Source organism: Chryseobacterium wanjuense, from assembly GCF_900111495.1.
Classification (GTDB): Bacteria; Bacteroidota; Bacteroidia; order Flavobacteriales; family Weeksellaceae; genus Chryseobacterium; species Chryseobacterium wanjuense.
The window spans coordinates 151,414-175,390 of record NZ_FOIU01000002.1; the positions used below are offsets into that span (position 1 = coordinate 151,414).

Genomic DNA, 23,977 nt, shown 5'->3' on the forward strand with positions numbered 1-23,977 from the left:
AATGAATATTGGTAAACTGCTACATTATTAAATTGTTATATTAATATTATTATTTTGTTTCACTTACTCTTAAAATATCTCCGAAAACACCTCTTGCAGTTACCTTTGCTCCGGCTCCGGCTCCCATAATCACAATCGGATGTTCTCCATAGCTTTCCGTATAAATTTCGAATATGGAATCTGATCCTTTCAATTGTCCTAAGGCTGAAGTTGCAGGAACGGAGATCAGTTTCACATCCAGTTCACCTTTATCTTTTTGCAAATCTCCGTGCAAATCACCAACATATCTCAGAACATGACCAGGTTCCTGATTTTCTTTGATTTTTTGATATTCTTCATCCAGTTCTTCCAGTCTTGAAAGGAATTCCGGTTTTGAAACAGAAAGCAGACTTTCGGGAACTAAATTCTGAATTTTGATATCTTCAAATTCATTGATTAGATCTAATTCTCTCGCCAAAATCAATAATTTTCTCGCTACATCATTTCCGGATAGATCTTCTCTAGGATCCGGCTCTGTGTATCCTTTTTCTAACGCTTCATTAATAATGGTCGAAAATTTATCGTCCCTTAAAGAAAAATTGTTGAAAACATAGCTCAATGTTCCTGAGAATACCCCTTTAATTCTTGTGATATTTTCGCCTGAAAGGTGTAGAAGTTTAATCGTGTCGATTAACGGCAACCCTGCACCAACATTGGTTTCGTATAGGTAACGTCTATTATTTTTGTTCAACGTATATCTTAGTTTACGATATTCTTCGATCGGAAGCGTGTTGAAAATTTTATTGGAAGAAACCAGATCGAAACCGTTTTCTGCCAATGTATGATAGTTGTGGACAAAATCTTTACTCGCCGTATTATCCACAACAATAAGGTTTTCCAGTTGGTTTTCTTTTGAGAATTTAATTAATTCCTGAACGTCCGATGGACTTTCTGCCGTTAAAACCTCATCATTCCAATTGTTATCAAAACCTTTTTTGTTGAAAGCTATTTTCCTGGAATTGGCAACGGCTACCACTTTAAGATCAATTTTTTTACGTCTTTTGATTTCATCTGAAGATTCTAAAACCTGCTCTATTAGCGTCTTTCCAACGTTCCCATGACCGATGATTGCCAGATGAACGGTTTTTGGCTTTTTAGAAATTTCAGATTCGATGATATTTTTTGCTTTTTCGTCTTGCGAAGAAGTTACAACGATATTTACACGTCCTTCACTCGCTACTTGATTTAAAAGTAACGGGAAAACGTTGTTTCTGGCTAATTCTGCCAATATTTTATTAAAATCTTCTGCAACAAAACCTATCACAGAAACATTATTGATGCTATAAATCTGAGAAACTTTCCCTGATTTTCTTTCTGCTTCGAATTCGTCAATCAGACAATTTACCGCTTTTTCAGAATCATTTTCATGAACCAAAATGGATAATCCGTTTTCGATAGCCTGCTGAGAAATTACCCCAACACTGATTCGCGCCAATGTAAGCGCTTTAAAAATTCGTCCGTCAATCCCGATTTCGCCCAGGAAATCTTCCCCTTCAAATTTGATGATTGATCTGTTTTTTAAAAATTTTATTTCGTTAGCATTTTTCATTCTACAAAATATTTTTAATGATGTTATTTAATTGTTCGTATTCCATTAAGAAGGCATCGTGCCCGTGAATTGATTTGATCTCGTGATAGAAAACATTTTCCTTTTTCTTTGTAAGCTTTTCAAAGCACATTCGAATTTCAGAAGCGGGAAAAAATAAATCTGTATCAACGGAGATCATGTGCATTCGTGCCTGAATTTTTTCCAGTTGATTTTCTTCTGTATTTATATTCATCAGCAAATGATTCATCAGTTTGTAAGACTTTAAACTAAATCTTTTGTTTAAAGCATTTCCGTGATAAATTAACCAATCTTCCGAGTCCAATCTCTGTTTTTCCTGGTTGTATTTATTTTGAAATCTATCATTTAACGATTCCGGTGTTCGGTAGCACAACATGGCATGAATTCTTGCTTTTTGCAGCGGTTCATTATTTTGATTTAATAAAAATTTCTGAACCAGACATTGTGCATGAAGCCAATCGTGGGTTTTGAAATCGCAGGCAATAGGAATGAAAACTTCGGCAAGATTTGGTTTTTTTACCAGCATTTCCCAGCCGATTCCACCTCCCAGAGAACCTCCAATAATGGTGTGTAAACTTTTAATTTGTAAAATTTCAAGACCTTTTAAAAAGATATTGGCAATATCTGAAGGCGTGAAATCTTCGTATTCATCAATAAAAAATTCGTCATAGCCGTTTCCGGGAATGTTGAAACACAGAACTGTGTATTTATTCGTATCGATCACCTGATTTTCACCAATCAGTTTTTTCCACCATCCCTTTTCTCCTGAAACATCAGAATTTCCGGTTAAAGCATGATTAACTAAAATTATCGGTGCCGAAAACAGGTCTTTCCCGAAAAGCTGATAGCTCAACGGGATATTGTACTCCTTATTGGAATTTGTACGATACGAAAGATTAATATAGTTTAGTTCTGTTTTCAATTCTATTATTTTAATACAATTGAAAATGCCACAGGAAATGGCTGAAAAGAACTTCAGTAAGTTATCTGTCCAAATAATTTTGGTAGAACGTAGCACCTTCTTCGCTTTCGCAAAGGGTTGCTAAGGTTTCACAGGGTCTGTCCCTCAACCTTTCTTGATAACATTTTCAATATTTGAATGAACGAATGCTGCAAAGATAGAACTTTTCTTTTAAATATTTAAAAAAAATTAATTTAATATTTAAAACACCCTTCAATAAAGGATTTTAGGAGTAATATTAAATATTATTCAAATTCTTAAAGTTGGAATTATTTTTCAAAAAAACTACCTTCGTATAGAAAAATGATGAGATATGATTGCTGAAAAACAAAGATTACAAGATACGAACTGGAAAAACTGGGGACCTTACGTAAGCAACCGGCAATGGGGAAATGTACGTGAAGATTACAGCTCAAACGGCGATGCATGGAATTTCGCCAATCATAACAATGCAGAAAGCTACGCCTACCGTTGGGGTGAAGAAGGAATCGCGGGAATCTCTGATGCGAAGCAGCTTTTCTGTTTCGCCCTATCGTTCTGGAACAAGAAAGATAAAATGATCAAGGAACGCTTCTTCGGACTGAGCAATCCTCAGGGAAATCATGGAGAAGACATTAAAGAAATCTTTTATTATCTGGATAATACACCGACGCACAGCTATATGAAAATGGTGTACAAATATCCTATCAATGCTTTTCCTTACGATGATATCCGTACTGAAAACGGGAGACGCAGTAAAAAAGAACCGGAATACGAAATTTTTGATACCGGAATTTTCGATAAAGATGAATATTTCGATATTTTTATTGAATACGCCAAAGCCGATCACAACGATATTTTAATACGCGTAACGGTGTGCAACAGAAGCGAAACCGATGCACCGATTGTTATTGCGCCGACTGTCTGGTTTAGAAATAACTGGAAATGGGGCTACAATACTTACAAAGGACAGACACAGGCCTCTTATGAAGGCTGTATCGATATTCAGCATGACAGTGTTTCGATTAAAAAGTTTTATTCAAGAAACATCGGTGCAGGAAGTGTTTTTTGTGAAAATGAAACGAATACTCCTAAACTTTACGGGGCACCTTATCCGGGAAATACCTATTTTAAAGACGGAATTAACGACTATATCATCTACGGAAGCAATACCGTAAATCCTGAAAAAAGAGGAACGAAAGCTTCATTTTTATTGGATGAAATAATTGGCGCACGACAATCAAAAACTTTTGATTTCAGATTATCTCCGGATGAGTTGGATGAGCCTTTTTATCAATTTGATGAAATCTTTGCGACAAGAATCGAAGAAGCCAACGAATTTTATGACGAAATTCAGCATGATGTAGCAAGTGATGATGAAAAAAATGTTCAGAGACAGTCGTTTGCAGGCTTGCTTTGGAATAAACAATTCTATCATTACAATGTCGGAAAATGGCTGAAAGGCGACCCAAATTATGAAGCGCCGAGAGATTTTAATAATTATGTAAGAAATATCGAATGGAACCATCTCCACAATAAAGATATCATCTCAATGCCCGATAAATGGGAATATCCTTGGTATGCAACGTGGGATCTGGCTTTCCATTGTGTTCCGTTTTCTATTATTGATGCCGAGTTTGCGAAAGGACAACTTCTGTTACTTACCAAAGAATGGTATATGCATCCGAACGGTCAGCTTCCGGCCTATGAATGGAATCTGAGTGATGTAAATCCGCCCGTACACGCATGGTCTTGTTTCCGGGTTTTTAAAATTGATGAAAAACAAAACGGCAAACCCGATCTTTTATTTTTAGAAAAAGTTTTTCAAAAACTGCTTCTGAATTTCACATGGTGGGTCAACCGAAAGGATAAAAACGGTAAAAATATTTTTGGCGGTGGTTTCCTGGGACTCGATAATATCGGGGCTTTCGACAGGAATATGATCCTGAAAGACGGCCAACATCTTGAGCAGGCCGACGGTACGAGCTGGATGGCCATGTATGCCTTAAATATGATGCGGATTTCCATGGAATTGGCTCAATATTACCAGGTTTATGAAGATATGGCCATCAAGTTTTTTGAACATTATCTTTACATTGCCGAAGCGATGGAAAATCTGGGTGAAGGAACAAAAGGCTTATGGAACGAAGAGGACGGATTTTTTTATGATGTGCTTCAACTTGGGAATGGTGACAGTGTTTCATTGAAACTGAGAAGTATTGTCGGGTTAATTCCAATGTTTGCGGTAGAAATTATCGATCATCATTTGCTTGACAAAATGCCTAATTTCCGCGAAAGAATGGATTGGGTTTTGAAAAACAAACCGGAACTGACAAAACTTGTTTCCCATTGGGAAGAAGAAGGACAGAGGAGAAAACATCTCATGAGTATTTTACGTAAAAACCGTTTATCAAAGGTATTGACAAGAATGCTTGATGAAAAAGAATTCTTAAGTGATTATGGAATCCGGGCTATGTCTAAAGTGTATGAGGAAAATCCGTTTGTGTTTTCTGTTCATGGCACCGAGAATGTGGTCTACTACACTCCTGCGGAAAGCGACAGCCGAATGTTTGGCGGAAACAGCAACTGGAGAGGACCGATCTGGTTTCCGATCAATTTCCTGATTGTTGAAAGTTTGCAACGATTCCATTTTTACTATGGAAACAGTTTGAAGGTGGAGCTTCCGACCGGTAGTGGAGACAAGCGAAATCTTGATGAAGTCGCTCAAAATATCAGCAGCAGGCTATGTTCTATTTTCCTGAAAGATGAATACGGACAACGCCCTTTCAATGGTGGAAATGCGAAATTTAATTATGATGAAAATTTTAAAGATTACATCACCTTCTATGAATATTTTCATGGAGACAACGGCCGCGGTGTAGGTGCTTCCCATCAGACAGGATGGACGGCGACTGTTGCGAAGCTGATGAAACCGAGATTGACATTGTAAGAAACTTATCACAATATGTAAAGCCTCTTTTTTTAGGGGCTTTTTTAATTGTTATTCACTACATAATATTTATTATTTCAATAATTACATAAACCTCAATAGTCTTTATCTATTTTCCCATTAAGATAATAATACCTTTCAATTGATTTATCTAAAAAATCAATATTAAATTTAACATTGTGTTGATTTTTTATTAATATATTATCTATATTAGCGGCATAAACCTAATAATATTTTTTTTATGAAAGGAAAACTACTACCTCTCACAGCTGTGGTATTACTCTCTGCCACATTTACTTCCCTTCTAAAAGCACAAGAATATCAGCCAATGCCGGTTCAGAGCGGATTCAATGCTGATGTTATTGCTAATGGAGTGGGGCCTTCCGCCAGTTCAACAAACAATGATGTTGATGGTGTAGATTATGCATTTATTTCCAGAGATTTCCAACTAACAGCAGCAAGCACGCCGCTTACATATGGTCTTCCGGTAAATGGAATTATCAATTCTGCAGTGGCATCAACTGCCGGATTGTCTTATCAGATGGCGTCTTACAGTTCAAATAACACCTTGAGGCTGGAAAACACAAATGACAACGGTACTTTAATATTTACAACTCCTCTTCAGGCGATCAATTTATACATGATGGCAACAGGAGGAAGTGGAGCTTGTACGGTAGATGTCGATGTGAATTTTACCGATAATACATCACAAACCTTTACAGGACTTAGTATTTCCGACTGGTACTACGGAAGCAATTTTGCTATTCAGGGAATCGGAAGGATTAACCTTACCAATGACAATTTAGAATCAGGGTACGGAACAGATCCAAGATTATATCAGATTCCATTGGCTATTGATGCTGCGAATCAGTCAAAAAGTGTAAAAAGTGTGACCATCACCAAAACAGGAACAGGAGGAATTCCAAATATTTTTGCTTTTTCAGCGGATGCCTATAATCCATGTCCGACTCCTACCAATATTACATCCACGACAACGATGGATACCGCTACTTTGAGCTGGACAGCACCTGCAAGTGCACCATCTTCAGGATATCAGTATTATTACAGCACATCGCCTACCGCGCCTACTGCAACTACGCCGCCTACAGGAAATGTAACTTCGGGGACTTCTGTTACTTTAAATAATTTAACGACTGGACAAACCTATTATTTCTGGGTAAGATCCAACTGTGGAGGTTCTTCACAAAGCTTCTGGAAAATGAAAGAATTCACTCCGGGACAGATTTCTACCACATACAATCTGGGAGATATCAACACCCAATTTGATAACTCAGGCGTTACCACAACTTCTACCACAAACTGTGCAGGAAGTGTAACAATCAATGTTCCAGCCGGATATAAAATTGCATCCACTTCTGTTTCTTACAAAATGTCTACCCAAAGCAATGGATGGATGAGCGAACAAAGAAGTTTACTAGTTTGTTCTTCTAATGGTAATACAGAAGCTTCAGTAACATCGGGATCTGGCTCAACTACAGGTACTTATTCTTACAACAGAACAGGTCTTACCTTGGCAAATGATCTTACAGGTGCGGTGAACTTCGAACTAAGAGCCTGGAGAACATACGGAGGATCAGACTGCAGCGTAGACTACAATAAAGTAGACAACGATACTTTCACTGTAACAGTTACTCTTCAGCCGCTTGCTTTGGCAACAAATGAAGTGACTGCTAAAGAAAAAGAAAGAATTGCTTATCCGAATCCATTTATAGATACTTTACATATCGAAAAGGCTGAAAATGTGAAAAAGGCTGTAGTAACAGACCTGACGGGTATTACTGTAAAAACAGTTGAAAATCCTTCATCTTCATTATTTTTAGGAGAACTTAAATCCGGAATGTATATTTTGACATTAACGATGAAAGACGGTTCTGTAAAAAGCATGAAAACTATTAAGAGATAATAATTTACACAACACATTCATACTGAAAAACCCGGATAAGTTTTTATCCGGGTTTTTATTTTTTTATTTAAATTGATTTAATCCTGTACGATTTCGCCGTTTACATATACTTCGTAACCAATTTCTACAGTCGGTTCCAGAGTCTTAGAAACAGAACAGTACTTTTCAAAAGATAATTGTGCTGCTTTCTGGGCTTTTTTAGGATCAACACTTCCTTCCAAAAGAAATTTTACTTTGATTGATTTAAAAGGTTTCGCATCATCCACAGGAATTCTCTCCCCTTCCACTTCTGCTTTGAAATCCGTAATTTCCTGTCTTTGCTTTTTTAAAATAGAAACCACATCTATTCCGCTGCAGCCTGCAACCGCCATCAGAACGCTTTCCATCGGCGAAACGCCTGTTGCTCCGGGTTGAGACGTATTGTCTAAAAGGATTGAATTTCCGTGAGAATTGGTACATTCAAACAAAAAATCATCGTTGATTCTATTAAGTGTTATTTTCATTTTGTTGCTTGTTGCTTGTTGCTTGTTGCTCGTTGCAAAATTATAAAATTCCCCTCGCCTTTATCTCAAGATATTTATTGATAACATCGATATTTAAATTCTCCGGTAAGGTATACACCGTATAAATGCCATATTTACGGAGTTCCTGGATAATTAATTTCTTTTCAAACTCAAATTTTTCAGCAATAATTTCATCATAAATTTCCTGCATATTTTCAGGTTTTTTGTGAATTAAAGTCTGTAATTCTGCATTTTTAAAGAAAACCACCACCAGTAAATGGTTTTTAGCAATTCCGCGAAGGTATTTCAATTGGCGGTTTAGTCCGTCCAGTGTTTCAAAATTAGTAAATAATAATATTAAACTTCTCTGGTTTAATGAATATTTCACATCCTGATACAACCGGTTGAAATCACTTTCAAAGAAATCTGTTTTTATATTATAAAGCGCCTCAGAAATTTTCCTCAACTGCCCCGATTTGTTTTCCGCTGCAATTTTATTTTCAGTTTTTTTCGAAAACGTCATCATTCCGGCACGATCTCCTTTTTTAAGAATAATGTGTGATAAAGCCATCGTTGCATTGATCGAATAATCCAGCAAGCTCAGTCCTTTGAAGGGCATTTTCATGGTTCTTCCGGTATCAATAAGCATAAAAATCCGTTGCGATTTTTCATCCTGAAACTGGTTCACCATCAATCGGTTGGCCTTGGAAGTCGCTTTCCAGTTGATGGTTCGAATATCATCTCCGGGAACATAATCCTTGATCTGCTCAAACTCCATCGTGTGTCCCAGTTTTCTTATTTTTTTAATTCCGCCCAGCAAAAATTCGCTTTGAAGCGCCATTAATTCATACTTCCGAAGGTGGATGAATGACGGATAAGACGGTAAATTTGCATCTTTCTGGAAGGTAAACCTTTTGGAAACAAATCCCAATGGCGACGAAACATAAATATTTAAATTTCCAAAATGGTATTCTCCCCGCTCTTTCGGTTCTAAAATATATTGGAAAAACGTATTCTTCCCCGGTTCGATTTGTTTTTCAATCAAAAAATCCCTTTTTTGAAACTGAAACGGAATTTCATCGATTATTTTAGTATTAATTCTAAAACCGTAATTATTTTTAACATCAATTTTCACAGGATTTTCATCACCATTCGACAATTTTTCCGGTAAAATTCTTTGTGCTAAAATTCCGTTCTTTTGATTAAATACAAAAAGATAATCGACCATCGCCGCCAAAAAGCACAACAGCAAAACACCATGTGCCACCCACATCAAAAACGAAAAGAAAAATGCAAAGACATACAGAACCCCCACTCCGATGAGTGCGAAGAAAAAGCGTGTATTGATGTATAAGTTTTTCATTGGCTATATGCTGTAAGCAATAGGCAGTAAGCTAAAAACTGTCAACTGACAGCTCCCAACCAACAACCAATTTCTATCTAGGAATCTCTATTCCTTCTAAAATTTGTCTGATGATTTCATCGGCTGTCAAACCTTCCATTTCTCTTTCAGGCGAGACAATTACCCTGTGTCTCAAAACGGCATAGCTTGCTTCTTTGATGTCTTCCGGGGTTACAAAATCCCTTCCTCTCAATGCTGCGAAAGCTTTAGAAGCTGTTAATAAAGCCAAACTTGCTCTCGGAGAAGCCCCCAAATACAAGAATTGGTTTTCCCTTGTATTGATGATGATTTTCGCGATATATTCCATCAACTGTGCTTCAACAATGATTTCTTTTACCAGATGTTGATAGCTTTTCAGCTGTTGCGCCGAAATGACGCTTTTTACTACTTCTGTTTTATCTTCAGCTTTACTTTCGTGCTGATTTTTGATGATGGCAATTTCCTGTTCAAGATTCGGATAACCGACATTTATTTTAAACAAAAATCGGTCTAGCTGAGCTTCCGGAAGGCGGTAAGTTCCTTCATGCTCGATCGGGTTCTGTGTTGCCACTACGAGGAATGGTTCTTCCATCGTATAACGGGTTCCGTCCATTGTGATCTGTCTTTCCTCCATCACTTCGAATAATGCAGCCTGAGTTTTTGCCGGAGACCTGTTGATTTCATCAATTAAAATAAAATTAGAGAAAATCGGTCCTTTTTTAAACTCAAATTCAGAATTTTTTACACTGAAAACTGAAGTTCCCAAAATATCCGAAGGCATCAGATCCGGCGTAAACTGGATTCTGCTGAAACCCACGTCAATTGTTTTGGCCAATAATTTTGCCGTAATTGTTTTCGCAACTCCCGGAACCCCTTCGATCAAAACGTGACCGTTTGATAAAAGTGCTGCCAAAAGATGCTCAATCATACTTTCCTGTCCCACAATCACTTGTGCGATTTCAGATTTTACTTTTTCCAGACTTGCCCGAAGCTCGATCATATCAATTCTCGACTGAAACTGATCTTCTTTTTTATCAAAATATATAGAACTCTGATTTTCTATATTCTGGTTTTCAAGGTTTTCCATATTCTTTTTAATTTAACAATTTAGCAATGTAACGGTTTACCAATTAGAAAGAATTGTTACATTGTTATATTTTTAGATTGTTACATTTTTACTATTTCGTCCAGCACTTTATTCATTCCTGCCAGATCTTCTTTCATTACACTTGCGTACGGATCTTGTGCTTTTTTAATCAAAACAATGGCTTCGTTGATCATTTCCATTGGTTTTCCTGTTTTCAGGTGAAGTTTTTTCGCAAATTCTTCATCCAGATTTTGAGTATCAATTAAAAGATCCATTCTTACCTTATTCAGGAAATACTGGGCTTTTTTGGCCATCATATCATGAAAATCTCCTTCCTGAAGGTACAAATTTCCGATACTTTTTACGAAATCCACCGAAGTATTTTTCAATGGCTCAATGATCGGAACTATTCTCTGTTTTCTTTTAGCATTAAAGAAAATAAACAGCAGCAGCCCTCCGAGAAGCACCCACCACGCATATTTCAATGCAGGATTTGAAAGGATGAATCTCATAAAATATCTCGATGCCTGAGAATTTCCTTCTACAAACCAGATCGTTTCCCTGTCGTCAAGATACGAAAAAACGTCTTGTGCATATTTTACACTTCCAGGCTTTAATAAATAATAATTGGTAATAAAAAGCGGTTCACAATGAACATAAATATTTCCTTTTCCTAATTTTACCTTAATAAAATTCGCCTGATCAGAATTATTTTCTTCAACTGTTTTTCCTAAAACTTCAACATTCGGTTTAATGAAGGTAAAGCCTCTTCCGGACGGGAATTTATCAAGTTTAATAAAATCGTTCTGGAATTTTGTGTCTGTCAGTTTTAGAACATTATTATCTTCAAAAGAAATCTTCGAATCATAATAACCGATACTGTCGGAAATATCTTTCGGTATTTCACTTACGATCAATAAGGCATCTGAACCATTGGAAACTTCATTCAGAATTTTGTTCCAGGAAGGTTTGTCGATGTTATGTTCAATGACTAAAATATTGTGCGTCTTTTCTTTATTCTGATTGTAAAAATCGTAAGGAGTCTGCTCGATTTTTTTAACTTTATTTTTAAAAAGATCCTTTATTTCGGCATTAAAAACAAATAATCCGAAAGGTGATTTTTCTTGGATATCAAAATTCTTCCGCCAATCCGTACTTTCCGTTTTATTGACTTCAAACAACGCGATAATAATCATCACAACGATGAAAATCACAGCATATATTTTGAAAGTTTTGTTCATGATAACAGTTTAATTACGGTTTAAAAGATTGATATTGGTTCTTAAATTTCAGATAACTTTCTTCATCAATAGAAAATTCCCCATACCAGACATAGTCGAAAATGTATGATAAATCATAAAAATCATTTTTCAGATGTGGAGCTTTTAATTCTGATACGTAGTCTTTATTGGTTTTCTCGGGATTCCAGGTGATTAATTTTTTATCGCTTAATTTTTTTAAAACAAATAAAAACTGGTAACGAACCGCCGAACGGAAATCTCCGGATTTTTCAAATTTTAAAATACTCTCAGGAAAATTGATCTCGTGAATATTTTCATGCAATTCTTCATCTTTAATATCCAATTTTCTATTTTTCTTACCAAATAAGAAATTTCCATCTTTCCCTATGAGATATTTAATGATAAAATAAAGCAGAAAACCAACAAGAACGATCGCAAACAAGCGAACCAAAACTCCTGCAATATTGCCGGATTTTGTAAAAACAGTTTCTCCGAAAATGCTTTCTATAATTCTCATGATCTTTCCCATCAGCTTTTCCCAGAAAGACATTCTCGGCTTCACAGTGGTGTAATCGAAATCTTTCCCTTTGTATCGGGAAGGAATATTTTCTTTAAATTTTTTCGGATAAACGGTATTTTCCGTCACAGGATTTTTTGCCAAAACCGAATCTGCACGGTACATATTTTTGTAATGTCCCGTGTCTATAGAATCTACATACACCTCTTCGATCGGCGGCGGCGGATCGTCTTCTGTCTGTGCGTAGGCAAATCCAGCAGAGAAAAAAACCAGTAAAAAAAGAAAAAATTTATTCATTAATACCGATGGTTTCTATTTCTGCCAATTCCATTTTCTGGTGGAGATCTGTCCTGCTATCGTAGTACATCAGCCCGGAATTGATGTAAAGAACATTCATCAATAAAGTGGAAACCAATGAGGAAACTCCGTACAGGAAAAAAATTAATATTCCGAAACTTCCGCCCAAAGGATTTTGTTCAAATTGTGCATCCGGCGTTGTGGTCGTCAATGTCGTAAAATATAAAATCATCGGAACAGAAGAAAAAATTCCGCTGACGATATAGAAAAGGATTCCCATGATAATGGTGGATCCCCAATATTTCCAATAAGGTGAGTTTTCTCTTCCGTTGGGATAGGAAAACTGTGATCTGATTGCGTAACTCAAACTTTCGAAAAAGCCCCTGTTTCCGTTGAAATAATCGTAGCAAAGAAAAGTGATGATATTGAATAAAGTCGGCGCTACAAATAGCACCAAAACAATTCCGATTAAAATAATAATCAGAAAATACGAAAATCCAAAAAGAATTGTCGCAGCAGGCAGTACAAGGAAAGTCAGTCCGAAATAAGTTGTTAAAACTTTTCTCCCGTTTGTTTTAAAATCATTTAAAATATCATCTGTTTTGATGTCTTTATTTCCTTCCGCAAGTCTTCTCATGTAAAAAACAGGAAAAAGGAAATTAATGGTCATTAAAGCCGTTGAAAGAATAAACAGTAAAATTCCGCAAATAATGAACATTCCCAGATTATCTGTAAATAATTGTTCAAAATAATAGCTCTGTCCGCTGATATTCGACCCGAAAAGCGCTCCAAAAAACTCTCTGAAACCCAAAACGATTACCACGACCATTAAGATCAGCAATAATCCGTTCAGCAGGATAAAATTCTTGAAGTAATTTTTCCCGTATAACTTGAAAAAAGCGAAACTATCACTTATAAAAGTTCCAAAATCTCTCTTTTTATAAAATTGCATCATTGATTTGGTTATTAATTTTTTTATTAACAATAGAAGGATACACAAAATAATAAAACCCGATAACGGCCAATGATCCGAAAATGATAATCAGGTTCAGAAACAAAGGCATTTTCAAAGCGTGTCTTGTGACATATCCTTCAATAATTCCTGCACAGATCGTAAATGGAACCGTGCTTAAAAATATTTTAAAAGAATCTCTAAATCCGTTTTTAAAAGAATTAAATCTGGAAAAAGTTTTCGGGAATAAAATCGAGGCTCCCAAAATTAATCCGCACATCGCTTCCACGACCATGGAGAAAATTTCAAAAACACCGTGAAGCCAGATTCCTCGTGCGCTGTCCTTTAAAGCTCCGTAATCATAGAAAAAATACTGAAACGAACCCAGCATCACACTATTGGACAACAAAGCGTACAAGGTTCCAACTCCTCCTGCAATACCATAAATATACAGTTTTGCCCCAACTCCGATGTTATTAAAAATGATTCCGATGGTACTTCCCCAAGTAGAACCACTCTGATAAATTCCTACAGCGTTTCCTTTTTTGATGTTTTCTATGGTTTGATTCACATAATCTTCACCCAGAATAATATTGGCAAAATCTTTATCATAAATCGCAGAAAGCACCCCAATTAACGTAAACAAAGTGAAAAACAGAAAAGCATACAGCAAATATCTTCTGTACTGATAGACCAGCAAAGGAACTTCCGTTTTGAAGAAATACAGGAACCTGTTTTCCTCAACTCTTTTTGTTTTATAAATTTTCTGGAAAATCTGTGAAGACAAATGATTCAGATACACGGTAGTATTACTTTTCGGGTAATAGGTCTGTGCAAAGGAAAGATCATTAACGAGGTTAATATACAGCGAAGACAGGTCATCAGGATTTTTTTTAATTTTCCCTTGAATAACCTGTTCGATTCCCAACCATTTTTCTTTATTTTGTTTAATGAAATAAACCTCTCTCATATTGTAAGGCTAAAATAATAAAAATTATGTCTCAAATTGCGATCAATACCTCACAAAATGTAAATATTAATTTCAACATTGCCAGTGTTGGAGACAGGATGATTGCTTTTATCCTGGATCTTCTTATTAAAGTGGCTTATGGCGTCGTTGTGATGTACCTTTTTTTTAATGTTTTTGATTTGGGATATATCTTAAATGGTCTTGATCAATGGTCGATAATGGCAATTTATATCATCCTGCTTTTTCCTACTTTTATTTATCCGGTAGTGTTGGAAAGTATAATGGAAGGACAGACTCCCGGGAAAAAAGTAATGAAAATCCGGGTGGTAAAAATAGACGGTTATCAGGCGGGTTTTGGCGATTATCTGATCCGCTGGGTTTTCAGGATTATCGATACGTCTTTTGCCGGAGTGGTGGGACTGATTTCTATGATCGTTTCCAAAAACAACCAGCGATTGGGTGATATTGCTTCCGGAACCGCGGTTATTTCTTTAAAAAACGACATTAATATTTCTCATACAATCCTGGAAAACATCCACCAAGACTATATTCCAACGTTTCCACAGGTAATTGCGCTGACAGATAATGATATGAGAATTATCAAAGACAATTACACGAAAGCCTTGAAAATCGACGACAGACAAATTATTTCCAAGCTTTCCGAAAAGATTAAAAGTATTTTAAAATTGGAAGTTGATCCCAGAAAAATGACGGAAAGACAGTTTATAGGAATTATTATTAAAGATTATAATTATTATACTGGCAAGGATAATTAAATTAAGCCAAGGGTCAATTTGCTTTGCAAGTCAATTGTGAATTTTTTCAACTTGAATTTAAAAATTGACAAACAAAGTGAATTCACTATTCCCCTTTCACCTTTATATCGGTTTGGTTTTTGTATTTTTATTCTTAATTAAAACTTAAATTATGAGATTCGAAAATAATAGATCCGGAAACGGCGGAGTCATTACTTTAAATAACGAAATCAAAGAAATCGGAAGACTTACGTATACGATTTTCCCTGAAGAAAGCAAGTTTATCATTTCCTTCGTTTTGGTTCATCCGGAATTTGAAGGACGTGGAATGGGGAAATACTTGGTCGAAGAAGCCATTAAATTTGCAAGAGAAAACAACTGGAAAGTCTATCCACACTGTTCTTATGCAAGATCTGTGATGATGAGAATGAGTGATGTAGATGATATTTTCTTACAGCGTTAATACTTCATTCAGCAGAATTTCTTCAATATCATCGGGATAATTGACTTTCAGGTGCTGATCGGAAGCGACCCAGTTTCGTATTTCTTCCAGTTTTAAAACTTTAGAATTCGGAATTCCCATTTTGTCTAGAGCACAGGCATTGCATTCCTGTTCGTACTGGTTATGAATGGGAATGACGAATAATTTTTTGTCCATAAAAAGTGCTTCAGCGGGGGTTTCGAAACCTGCATTGCATAAAATACCGTCACAGTTTTCAAAATATTTTAAATATTGAATTTCATCAATAGGAAAAACCTCAACATTGCCATCTTTAAACTGAAGTTTGCTGTATTTAGAAAAAATTTTCCATTCAACAGGAATCTGCTTCAAAACATTAATAATATTTTCGTCTGAAAAGCTTGGAAGATATACCAGATAAAACCCTTTTTTATCCGGATTCAAATTTCTGATTTTTCTTCGGATAACAGGTTTTTTAATTTGTGGATGATAATTTTCGAAATGAAAACCAATTCTTCTTTCACTCGGAACGTAATATTTTAACACCAGTTCTCCAAGAAAGTCTTTTTTTGCAGGTTTTGGAGTTTCTTTAAATAACATGGAAGCCTGATGGCTCAATTCGATCATCGGGTATTTCTTTAATTTTGAAGCCCAGCCTGTTATTGGCTCATAATCATTGATAATCAAATCGTAGCCTGAAAGATCAATTTCTTTTATGGTTTTCGCTGCTTCTAGAAAATTATTATCCGTAAACGTTTTTCGATAGGATAAACCGCCTGTTTTGTTATAAAGAAGGGAAATTCCTTTATAATGAAAATTAACGTCGAAATCGGCCTTTAATTGCGATTGGTGTCCACTGATCAAAGTATCAACCGAAACATGCTTCTTTAAAATAGGAACAATTTCCTGCGCACGCGCAATGTGTCCGTTTCCGGTTCCCTGAAATGCGTATAAGATTTTCATTTTGTAAAATTGGTAACGATTTTCAAAAGCTCGGTACTGTCGATATCCTGAATTTCTTCTGCCCCATCATCTTTAAGCAAATGTTTGTGCTCATCGTAATAAAAAATTTTCCATTCTTTATCATGATATTCCAAAGCAGAAAGATTTTCGATCCAGTCGCCGGAATTAAGATAAGTGCAAGAACCTTTTTTATTCACAACCTCACGAATCTGCGGCTGATGAATATGCCCGCAAACAACATAGTCGTAATGATTGTCAATGGCCAGTTCGGAGGCAGTCAATTCAAAATCACCAATATACTTTACGGCTTTTTTTACATTATTTTTAATCTTTTTTGAAAATGAATATTTTTCTCTACCCATTTTCTCCAAGAACCAATTTACAATATTATTGATTACGATCAACATGTCGTAGCCTTTTCCACCCAATTTTGCAATCCATTTTGAATGCTGAACGGATGCATCAAAAACATCTCCGTGAAAGATCCAGGTTTTTTTGTCGTTGATGTCTAAACAGATTTTGTTACATACTTTTAATTTACCCAATTCGAAGTCGGTAAACTTGCGGAACATCTCGTCGTGATTTCCTGTAATGTAGTAAACATCTGTGCTTTTAGTAGCAAATGAAAGGATCTTTTTAATCACTTTCAGATGGGGTTTAGGAAAGTAAGACTTTTTGAATTGCCAGATATCGATGATATCACCGTTTAAAACTAAAGTTTTAGGCTGAATAGAATTAAGATATCTCAGTAATTCTTTAGCCTTACATCCATAAGTTCCCAAATGAACATCCGATATGACAACTAACTCAACGTTTCTTTTCATAATCTTTTGCAAAGAAACTAATTGAAAATTAATTGAATATGAATGTTATATTAATTTTATAGAGTCTCCATCAACTCTTCTGTGATTTCCATGTTGTGGTAAACGTTTTGTACATCATCATCATCTTCAAAACGCTCAAGCATTTTCATATTCGCTTTGAACTGTTCTTCGTTTACTTCTTTTGTAAGGTTCGGAATTCTTTGTAATTCCGCACTTTTCGCTTCGATTCCAAGCTCATCCAATTTGTGAGATAAAGATCCGAAATCTTCAAATGCTGTAGTGATCATTACTTCTTCTTCATCTTTTTCCACATCTTCCGCACCGCCATCGATCATTTCCATTTCGAAATCATCCCAATCCATTTTGATTTGAGCTAATTCTATCGTGAAAATTCCTTTTCTGTCGAAGATGAATGCCAGTTCACCATTCTTTCCAAGGTTTCCATCGAATTTATTGAAAATGGCTCTTACATTGGCAACAGTTCTTGTTGAGTTGTTGGTCGTACATTCCACAAAAAATGCGACACCACCTTGTCCGTATCCTTCATAAGTGATTTCTTCATAATTTTCTGCATCTGCACCACTTGCCTTCTTGATCGCTCTTTCCACATTATCTTTCGGCATGTTGGCTCCTTTCGCATTTTGGATACATCTTCTCAAAGCAGGATTTGATTCAGGATCTGTTCCTCCGGCTTTAACCGCTAATGCAATATCTTTACCTATTTTAGAAAAAGTTTTAGCCATTTTATCCCATCTGGCCATCTTAGAAGCTTTTCTATATTCAAATGCTCTTCCCATTTTTATTTTTAAATTTTCAACAAAAATAATTAAAAGTCAACGAAAAAAAAATACCCCCAGAAAACTGGAGGTATTTATTATTTAGAAAAATTAATTATTTTTTCTTCTTTTTAACTACTTTTTTCTTAGCCGGAGCTTTTTTAGTAGCTTTTTTCACTGGAGCGTCTTCGTAATCTTTTTTAGCGATTGCATTCCACTCATTCATGTCAGTGATAGCTTTTACAACTACTTTTCTGTCAACTTGTCTGTCAGCGTCAGAAGCTGTAGCAGGGATTGTAGCTTTAGCCTTACCAACACCTACAGATTTAAGAGCGTTAGGATCTACACCTCTTGCATCTAAAGCAGCAACTACAGCAGCAGCTCTTTCTCTAGATAATTTCAAGTTGTAAGCTTCAGAACCTTTAGCATCTGTTCTACCTTCTAATAGATAGTTACCACCGTCAGTTTTGATAATTTGAGCAGCAGCATCTAATGCAGGAGTAGACTCAGCTCTGATTGTAGCTTTATTGAAGTCGAAATAAACACTCTTCAATTTAGTTTCAACTTCTCCAGCTGTTACGTCTTTTGGCTTAGGACATCCGTTGTATTCTGGAAGACCTGGAACAGTAGGACAAGCATCATCTTTATCAAGGATACCGTCACCGTCTGTATCTGGCCAAGGACAACCATTGTTTTCAGCAGGACCTGCAACTGTAGGACAAGCATCATCTTTGTCGATTACACCGTCACCATCAGTATCTGGCCAAGGACAACCGTTGTTTTCAACTGGACCAGCTACATCTGGACATTGATCGTCTTTATCTGGAACTCCATCACCATCAGTATCAGGACATCCTTGGAATTCTGGTAAACCTGGTGTATCTGGACACAAATCGTCTTTGTCTAAGATACCATCCTTATCTCTGTCTCTGTTACCAAATCTGAATAATAGAGATGCAGAAGCTTGCCAGAAGTTAGCAACTGTAGATTTATCACCTGGAGTTGATACGTAATCTCCTTGAACACCTAAACCGAAGTTTTTAGTTACCCAGAAGTTAGCACCAGCACCTGTAGCAAGAGTAAAGAAGTTAGCTTTACCGTTTTCATTACCGTTATCTCCATTCTGTACCCACTCACCGTTTGCATCAGTTCTTGGGAAAGTAAGAGCAGTATAGTCATGTCTTAGGTAGTTAGCACCAACTCTTAAATATGGATCGAACCAAGATTCTTCATTCCATAAAAGACCTGCAGCTTTAGCTTGGAAACCAAGACCTGTCATTAACATAAACTCTTTACCCATGTTGAATCTTTTGTTTTCAACATTTCCTACAGTAGTTTGCCAGTCAATAACTAAACCTTTACCAATGTTTCTAGCCACTGTAAGTTTAGATAATGGAGGTGTAATAGAGAAGTTGTTCATATTGAACATTGTCTTCGTCAAATTTTTAGCACTGAACGTATTACTGAAGCCATTTCTTACTGCTAAGTGATTTTCCGCGTGAGCACCAACCCCGATTAACCACGGATTGTTGGTAGTCTGAGCGAACACAGTAGAAGCAACAGTAAGTGCCAATGCTGAAATTCCTAATTTTAGATTTTTCATAGAATTAAATGATTAAATAATTGATAATGCAAAATAAATATAATTTTTCTTTATATACAAAGTTTTTCAAATGATTTTTAACTTTTCTTTAATATTCTGTCTAGGTTACGTTTATTTTCTCTATCTTTTATGCTTTCCCTCTTATCAAAAAGTTTTTTCCCTCTGGCTAAGGCAATCAGAACCTTTGCTTTTCCCCGGTCATTGATATATAGTTTTAATGGCACTATAGTATTTCCTGCATCCTTTAACTTTTTTTCGAGTTTTTGCATTTCTTTTTTGTGCAACAGCAATTTTCGTTCCCTTTTTGTTTTGTGATTGTAAAAAGTACCTAATTTATACTCATCAATCATCATATTAATGATATACAATTCCCCATCAATAAACTGACAGAACGATTCTGCGATAGATGCTTTTGAAGAGCGTAAAGATTTTATTTCCGTACCTGTTAAAACCATTCCCGCCTCCAATTCTTCGAGAATTTCATATTCAAACCTGGCTTTTCTGTTTAATATATTGACTGTTTTTTCAATCTTCATTTTAAATTCGTATATATATGATGTAATAATTTAATAAAGTTGCACTTAAAGCTTCGTGAAGCTTATCCATTCAGGACTTGGCATTTTATTAAATTTAATTAATGAAATATAGGAAAAATACGCCACATTTAAAAACTTGAATATTACATTATTACGAAATACCCAAATTCTTTTCGTATTTTTGCGCCAAATTTACAAAACTATATGTTAACAGTATCTAACTTATCTTTACAATTCGGGAAAAGAGTTCTTTTTGACGAGGTAAACATTATGTTTACAAAAGGAAACTGCTACGGGATTATCGGAGCAAATGGTGCAGGAAAGTCTACATTCCTTAAAATATTAACAGGAAAACAGGACCCGACAACAGGAAATATATCTTTAGAACCTGGAAAAAGAATGTCAGTTCTTGAGCAGGATCACTTTGCTTATGATCAATATACTGTTCTTGAGGCTGTTTTGAGAGGTAACAAAAAATTATTCGAGATAAAAGAGGAAATGGATGCATTATATGCAAAAGAAGATTTCTCTGACGAAGACGGAATAAAAGCGGGTGAACTAGGTGTAATCTATGATGAAATGGGAGGATGGACTGCAGAATCTGATGCTCAGACCATGCTTTCAAACGTTGGAATTAAAGATGATATGCACTGGCAAATGATGAGTGAGCTTGAGAACAAGGACAAAGTAAAGGTTCTTTTGGCTCAGGCGCTTTTCGGAAATCCTGATGTACTGATTCTGGATGAGCCTACGAATGACCTTGATATTGACACTATTTCCTGGTTAGAAGATTTCCTTGCAGATTATGAAAACACAGTAATTGTTGTATCTCACGACCGTCACTTCTTAGATACGGTTTGTACGCACATTGGTGACTTGGATTATGCTAAATTAAACCTTTACACAGGTAACTACTCTTTCTGGTATCAGGCTTCTCAGCTGGCAACGAGACAAAGAGCTCAGGCTAATAAAAAAGCGGAAGAAAAGAAGAAAGAGCTTCAGGATTTCATCGCGAGATTTAGCTCAAACGTTGCAAAAGCTAAACAGGCAACTGCAAGAAAGAAAATGATCGACAAATTAAACATCGATGATATTAAGCCTTCTTCAAGAAGATATCCGGCAATCATTTTCGAAATGGAAAGAGAGGCAGGAGATCAGATTTTGGATGTAAAAGGTCTTGAAAAAACGAAAGACGGAGAATTGTTGTTCTCAAACATTGATTTAAATCTTAAAAAAGGTGATAAAGTTGCCGTTTTGTCTAAAAATTCATTGGCAATTACAGAATTTTTCGAAATTTTAGCCGGAAATGTACAGCCGGATAAAGGAACTGTTGCTTGGGGAGTTACAACAAACCAGTCTCACATGCCTTTAGACAATACCAGCTTCTTCCAGGAAGATTTAAGCTTGGTTGACTGGTTGAGACAATTCACAAAAAATGATGAAGAGCGTCATGAGGAATTCGTAAGAGGTTTCTTAGGAAGAATGCTTTTCTCGGGTGATGAAGCTTTGAAATCTTGTAAAGTACTTTCGGGAGGTGAAAAAATGAGATGTATGTTCAGCAGAATGATGCTTCAGAAAGCAAACATTCTATTATTGGACGAACCTACCAACCACTTAGACCTTGAAAGTATTACGACTTTAAACAACTCATTGTCTAACTTTAAAGGAAATATTTTGTTGGCATCTCATGACCACGAAATGCTTTCAACAGTCTGTAACAGAATCATCGAACTGACTCCACAGGGAATCATCGACAGAGAAATGACTTACGACGAATATCTTGCTGATAAAAGGGTAAAAGAATTAAAAGAGAAAATGTATTCTTAATATCATTTGATACATATAAAAACAAATAGCTACTCCTAGGAGTAGCTATTTTTATTAACACTTGAGATAAAAAGTCTATTATTTTTTAATAAACTTATGAGTAGAAATAGTTCCGTCTGCATTTTTTACAGAAAGAATATACGCTCCTTTTACTAATGGAGAAACATCAATTTTCTCTGCCTGACCTGAAGATAACACAGTCTTACCAGATACATCAAAAATCTTCATTTCAGATATTTTCTGCTTGCTTTTTATGTATAGATAATCAGAAACAGGATTTGGATAAATACTCACTGTATTTTGTGACAATGCATTTTCTACAGTAGATAATGTCGCTGTAGTAACTGAAATATTATCGAGAATCAGTGCTCCAAGATCTGTTGATGCCGGAGTATAATCATTAAACCCAAAATAATAAATACCTGTAGATGTAGGAGTTATTGTATACGTAGCTGTACTGGCAGCCGGTATATTCACACTACCAAAATCATTAACCAAATTCACCATTGAAGTATTCACAGGAGAGGTTCCGTAAGCAACTTTTAAGCTTTGAGGGCTGAAATAATTGCCATAGTCAAAAGATAAAGTATAGCTTACCCCTGCCTGCAAATTTATTCCTTTTGTATAAAACCAAGTATCTGCATTACTCGAATTAGGAGGTATAGTATATACTGTATTCGATGAGAAACCTGGTACTGTTCCGCCCCAATCATACACTGCCCAATCTCCATCACTAGTTATTACCTGTTGTGATGTACATGGTGGAATACTATAATTTGTTACAGAATTAAAATTTTCCATATAAGGAACATTTACAGCTCCACACAAAGTTGAAAAGCTTACACTTAAAGAGCTCCAGTCACTTGTACTTCCTCCACCACAATTATTTCTTACCCATGCATTATATGTAGTAGATGGTGACAAATTTGTAAGATTTGTTGTTGCCCCTGTTATTCCAGACATAGTAGGTGTAGTACTCATTGTTGGAGCCGTATTAGTCGTACTCAAATAAATTTCATACGACGAACTTCCTGCAACAGCGTTCCATGAAAGTGTAGCAGAATTTGCAGTAATGTTTGAAGCAGCCAAATTATCCGGAGCAATACAGCTGTTTGCCACTATATAAGAAAAGCCAAACACACATAGTATACCCGAGCCACCCACGACTTTAGTAACTTTGATATTTGAAATATTCTTAGTTTGATTAGCCCCACTTACCACCAACGGAATTTCATAAATTCTCGGGTTAGTAGTGCTGTTTTCAATAGCATCACTCACTCGGCTTACACGCCCTATCCCTTTAATAGCAAAAGAATTACCTCCATACCAGTCACTTATTGATGTGTTGGTAAAAGTCTGTGTAGTTCCGTCTGTAAAGGTAACAAGGATATCTGCTGCAGAGGTTCCGCTTCCGGATGTTGCCAGCATATATAACTTCGATGCTTTTGGAGTTGAAGCAAAACTTAATGTTCCATTATCCCCAACATTTGTAAGCCTCAAAGAGTTATTCGAGCTATAGTTTGCCATTTGAAAGCTCAATCCCGTTGTAGATTGGGAATTTATAAGACCGGAAGCCGGAAGCCCGGACGTTGGAGCAATTCCGTTGCCATTTATAAAATCTGTAGACATGAAAACATATCCATTAGCCGGATCATCAACACTAGCTGTAGTAGTGGAAGATGCAGCACCCGATCCATTGGCAATAAGATCCGAATTGTAACCGGATGTAACATTCAGTGTTTGATAATTTTGCGCACTTAATTTGCAAAATGATACAATGCTCATTAAGCCGAGCAAGCTTCGAGTAATTTTTCTATTCATACCTGTTTTTTTATACAGCAACAAATATATATTTTTTTTGAATT

20 protein-coding genes and 1 riboswitch are annotated in these 23,977 nt (G+C 36.0%); of the genes, 5 read left to right on the forward strand and 15 right to left on the reverse strand.

Annotated features, from left to right (window positions below; all coding sequences use genetic code 11):
* Window positions 1-49 precede the first annotated feature (49 nt).
* Window positions 50-1,588: an ACT domain-containing protein gene (locus BMX24_RS12370; RefSeq protein WP_089793163.1), complete on the reverse strand. Its 1,539-nt coding sequence runs from the start codon at window positions 1,586-1,588 to the stop codon at window positions 50-52.
* 1 nt (window position 1,589) lies between these two features.
* Window positions 1,590-2,528, reverse strand: coding sequence for an alpha/beta fold hydrolase (locus BMX24_RS12375; RefSeq protein ID WP_089793165.1), 939 nt, complete (start codon window positions 2,526-2,528; stop codon window positions 1,590-1,592).
* A 58-nt stretch (window positions 2,529-2,586) separates the two neighbouring features.
* Window positions 2,587-2,692: riboswitch (SAM riboswitch) on the reverse strand.
* A 188-nt stretch (window positions 2,693-2,880) separates the two neighbouring features.
* Here BMX24_RS12375 and BMX24_RS12380 point away from each other — a divergent pair.
* Window positions 2,881-5,496 (forward strand): MGH1-like glycoside hydrolase domain-containing protein, encoded by a 2,616-nt coding sequence (locus BMX24_RS12380; protein ID WP_089793167.1) that lies wholly within the window; start codon window positions 2,881-2,883, stop codon window positions 5,494-5,496.
* Between the two features lie 241 nt (window positions 5,497-5,737).
* Window positions 5,738-7,420, forward strand: coding sequence for a T9SS type A sorting domain-containing protein (locus tag BMX24_RS12385; protein WP_089793169.1), 1,683 nt, complete (start codon window positions 5,738-5,740; stop codon window positions 7,418-7,420).
* A gap of 77 nt (window positions 7,421-7,497) precedes the next feature.
* On the opposite strand, the gene BMX24_RS12390 is transcribed toward BMX24_RS12385, so the two are convergent.
* The 7 genes from BMX24_RS12390 to BMX24_RS12420 form a co-directional block, all read right to left on the reverse strand.
* Window positions 7,498-7,923, reverse strand: coding sequence for an OsmC family protein (locus BMX24_RS12390; protein ID WP_089793171.1), 426 nt, complete (start codon window positions 7,921-7,923; stop codon window positions 7,498-7,500).
* A gap of 40 nt (window positions 7,924-7,963) precedes the next feature.
* Window positions 7,964-9,286 (reverse strand): DUF58 domain-containing protein, encoded by a 1,323-nt coding sequence (locus tag BMX24_RS12395; RefSeq protein WP_089793173.1) that lies wholly within the window; start codon window positions 9,284-9,286, stop codon window positions 7,964-7,966.
* Window positions 9,287-9,359: 73 nt separating this feature from the next.
* Entirely contained in the window at window positions 9,360-10,391 is a 1,032-nt protein-coding gene (locus tag BMX24_RS12400; RefSeq protein ID WP_089793175.1) for an AAA family ATPase, read from the reverse strand.
* A gap of 80 nt (window positions 10,392-10,471) precedes the next feature.
* Window positions 10,472-11,632 (reverse strand): hypothetical protein, encoded by a 1,161-nt coding sequence (locus BMX24_RS12405; protein WP_089793177.1) that lies wholly within the window; start codon window positions 11,630-11,632, stop codon window positions 10,472-10,474.
* Window positions 11,633-11,645: 13 nt separating this feature from the next.
* Complete coding sequence (locus BMX24_RS12410; protein WP_089793178.1) at window positions 11,646-12,446, reverse strand: DUF4129 domain-containing protein; 801 nt, start codon at window positions 12,444-12,446, stop codon at window positions 11,646-11,648.
* Window positions 12,439-13,401 carry a DUF4013 domain-containing protein gene (locus BMX24_RS12415; RefSeq protein ID WP_089794668.1) on the reverse strand — a complete coding sequence of 321 codons (963 nt, stop codon included), beginning with the start codon at window positions 13,399-13,401 and terminating at the stop codon, window positions 12,439-12,441. Before BMX24_RS12415 ends, BMX24_RS12410 begins: the two co-directional genes overlap by 8 nt.
* A complete protein-coding gene (locus tag BMX24_RS12420) occupies window positions 13,385-14,368 on the reverse strand; it encodes a stage II sporulation protein M (protein ID WP_089793180.1) in 984 nt (327 codons plus the stop codon). Before BMX24_RS12420 ends, BMX24_RS12415 begins: the two co-directional genes overlap by 17 nt.
* Before the next feature lie 26 nt (window positions 14,369-14,394).
* On the opposite strand from BMX24_RS12420, the gene BMX24_RS12425 reads away from it, so the two are divergent.
* Window positions 14,395-15,144 (forward strand): RDD family protein, encoded by a 750-nt coding sequence (locus BMX24_RS12425; protein ID WP_089793182.1) that lies wholly within the window; start codon window positions 14,395-14,397, stop codon window positions 15,142-15,144.
* A 151-nt stretch (window positions 15,145-15,295) separates the two neighbouring features.
* On the forward strand, window positions 15,296-15,586 hold the full coding sequence (locus BMX24_RS12430) for a GNAT family N-acetyltransferase (protein ID WP_089793184.1): 291 nt from the start codon (window positions 15,296-15,298) through the stop codon (window positions 15,584-15,586).
* Here the strand turns inward: BMX24_RS12430 and BMX24_RS12435 are convergent.
* From BMX24_RS12435 to smpB, 5 genes are all read right to left on the reverse strand, one after another.
* A complete protein-coding gene (locus tag BMX24_RS12435) occupies window positions 15,575-16,546 on the reverse strand; it encodes a glycosyltransferase family protein (protein ID WP_089793186.1) in 972 nt (323 codons plus the stop codon). The genes BMX24_RS12430 and BMX24_RS12435 overlap by 12 nt on opposite strands.
* On the reverse strand, window positions 16,543-17,370 hold the full coding sequence (locus BMX24_RS12440; RefSeq protein ID WP_089793188.1) for a UDP-2,3-diacylglucosamine diphosphatase: 828 nt from the start codon (window positions 17,368-17,370) through the stop codon (window positions 16,543-16,545). Before BMX24_RS12440 ends, BMX24_RS12435 begins: the two co-directional genes overlap by 4 nt.
* A gap of 56 nt (window positions 17,371-17,426) precedes the next feature.
* Window positions 17,427-18,167, reverse strand: a complete 741-nt coding sequence (locus tag BMX24_RS12445; protein WP_089793190.1) for a YebC/PmpR family DNA-binding transcriptional regulator — start codon at window positions 18,165-18,167, stop codon at window positions 17,427-17,429.
* 94 nt (window positions 18,168-18,261) lie between these two features.
* Entirely contained in the window at window positions 18,262-19,749 is a 1,488-nt protein-coding gene (locus BMX24_RS12450) for an OmpA family protein (RefSeq protein ID WP_089793192.1), read from the reverse strand.
* A gap of 77 nt (window positions 19,750-19,826) precedes the next feature.
* Entirely contained in the window at window positions 19,827-20,285 is a 459-nt protein-coding gene (smpB, locus tag BMX24_RS12455) for an SsrA-binding protein SmpB (protein WP_089793194.1), read from the reverse strand.
* 204 nt (window positions 20,286-20,489) lie between these two features.
* Here smpB and BMX24_RS12460 point away from each other — a divergent pair, with 204 nt between their 5' ends.
* Window positions 20,490-22,112, forward strand: coding sequence for an ABC-F family ATP-binding cassette domain-containing protein (locus BMX24_RS12460; protein ID WP_089793196.1), 1,623 nt, complete (start codon window positions 20,490-20,492; stop codon window positions 22,110-22,112).
* 78 nt (window positions 22,113-22,190) lie between these two features.
* Here the strand turns inward: BMX24_RS12460 and BMX24_RS12465 are convergent, their stop codons facing one another.
* Entirely contained in the window at window positions 22,191-23,933 is a 1,743-nt protein-coding gene (locus tag BMX24_RS12465; protein WP_089793198.1) for a T9SS type A sorting domain-containing protein, read from the reverse strand.
* Between the last annotated feature and the right edge of the window lie 44 nt (window positions 23,934-23,977).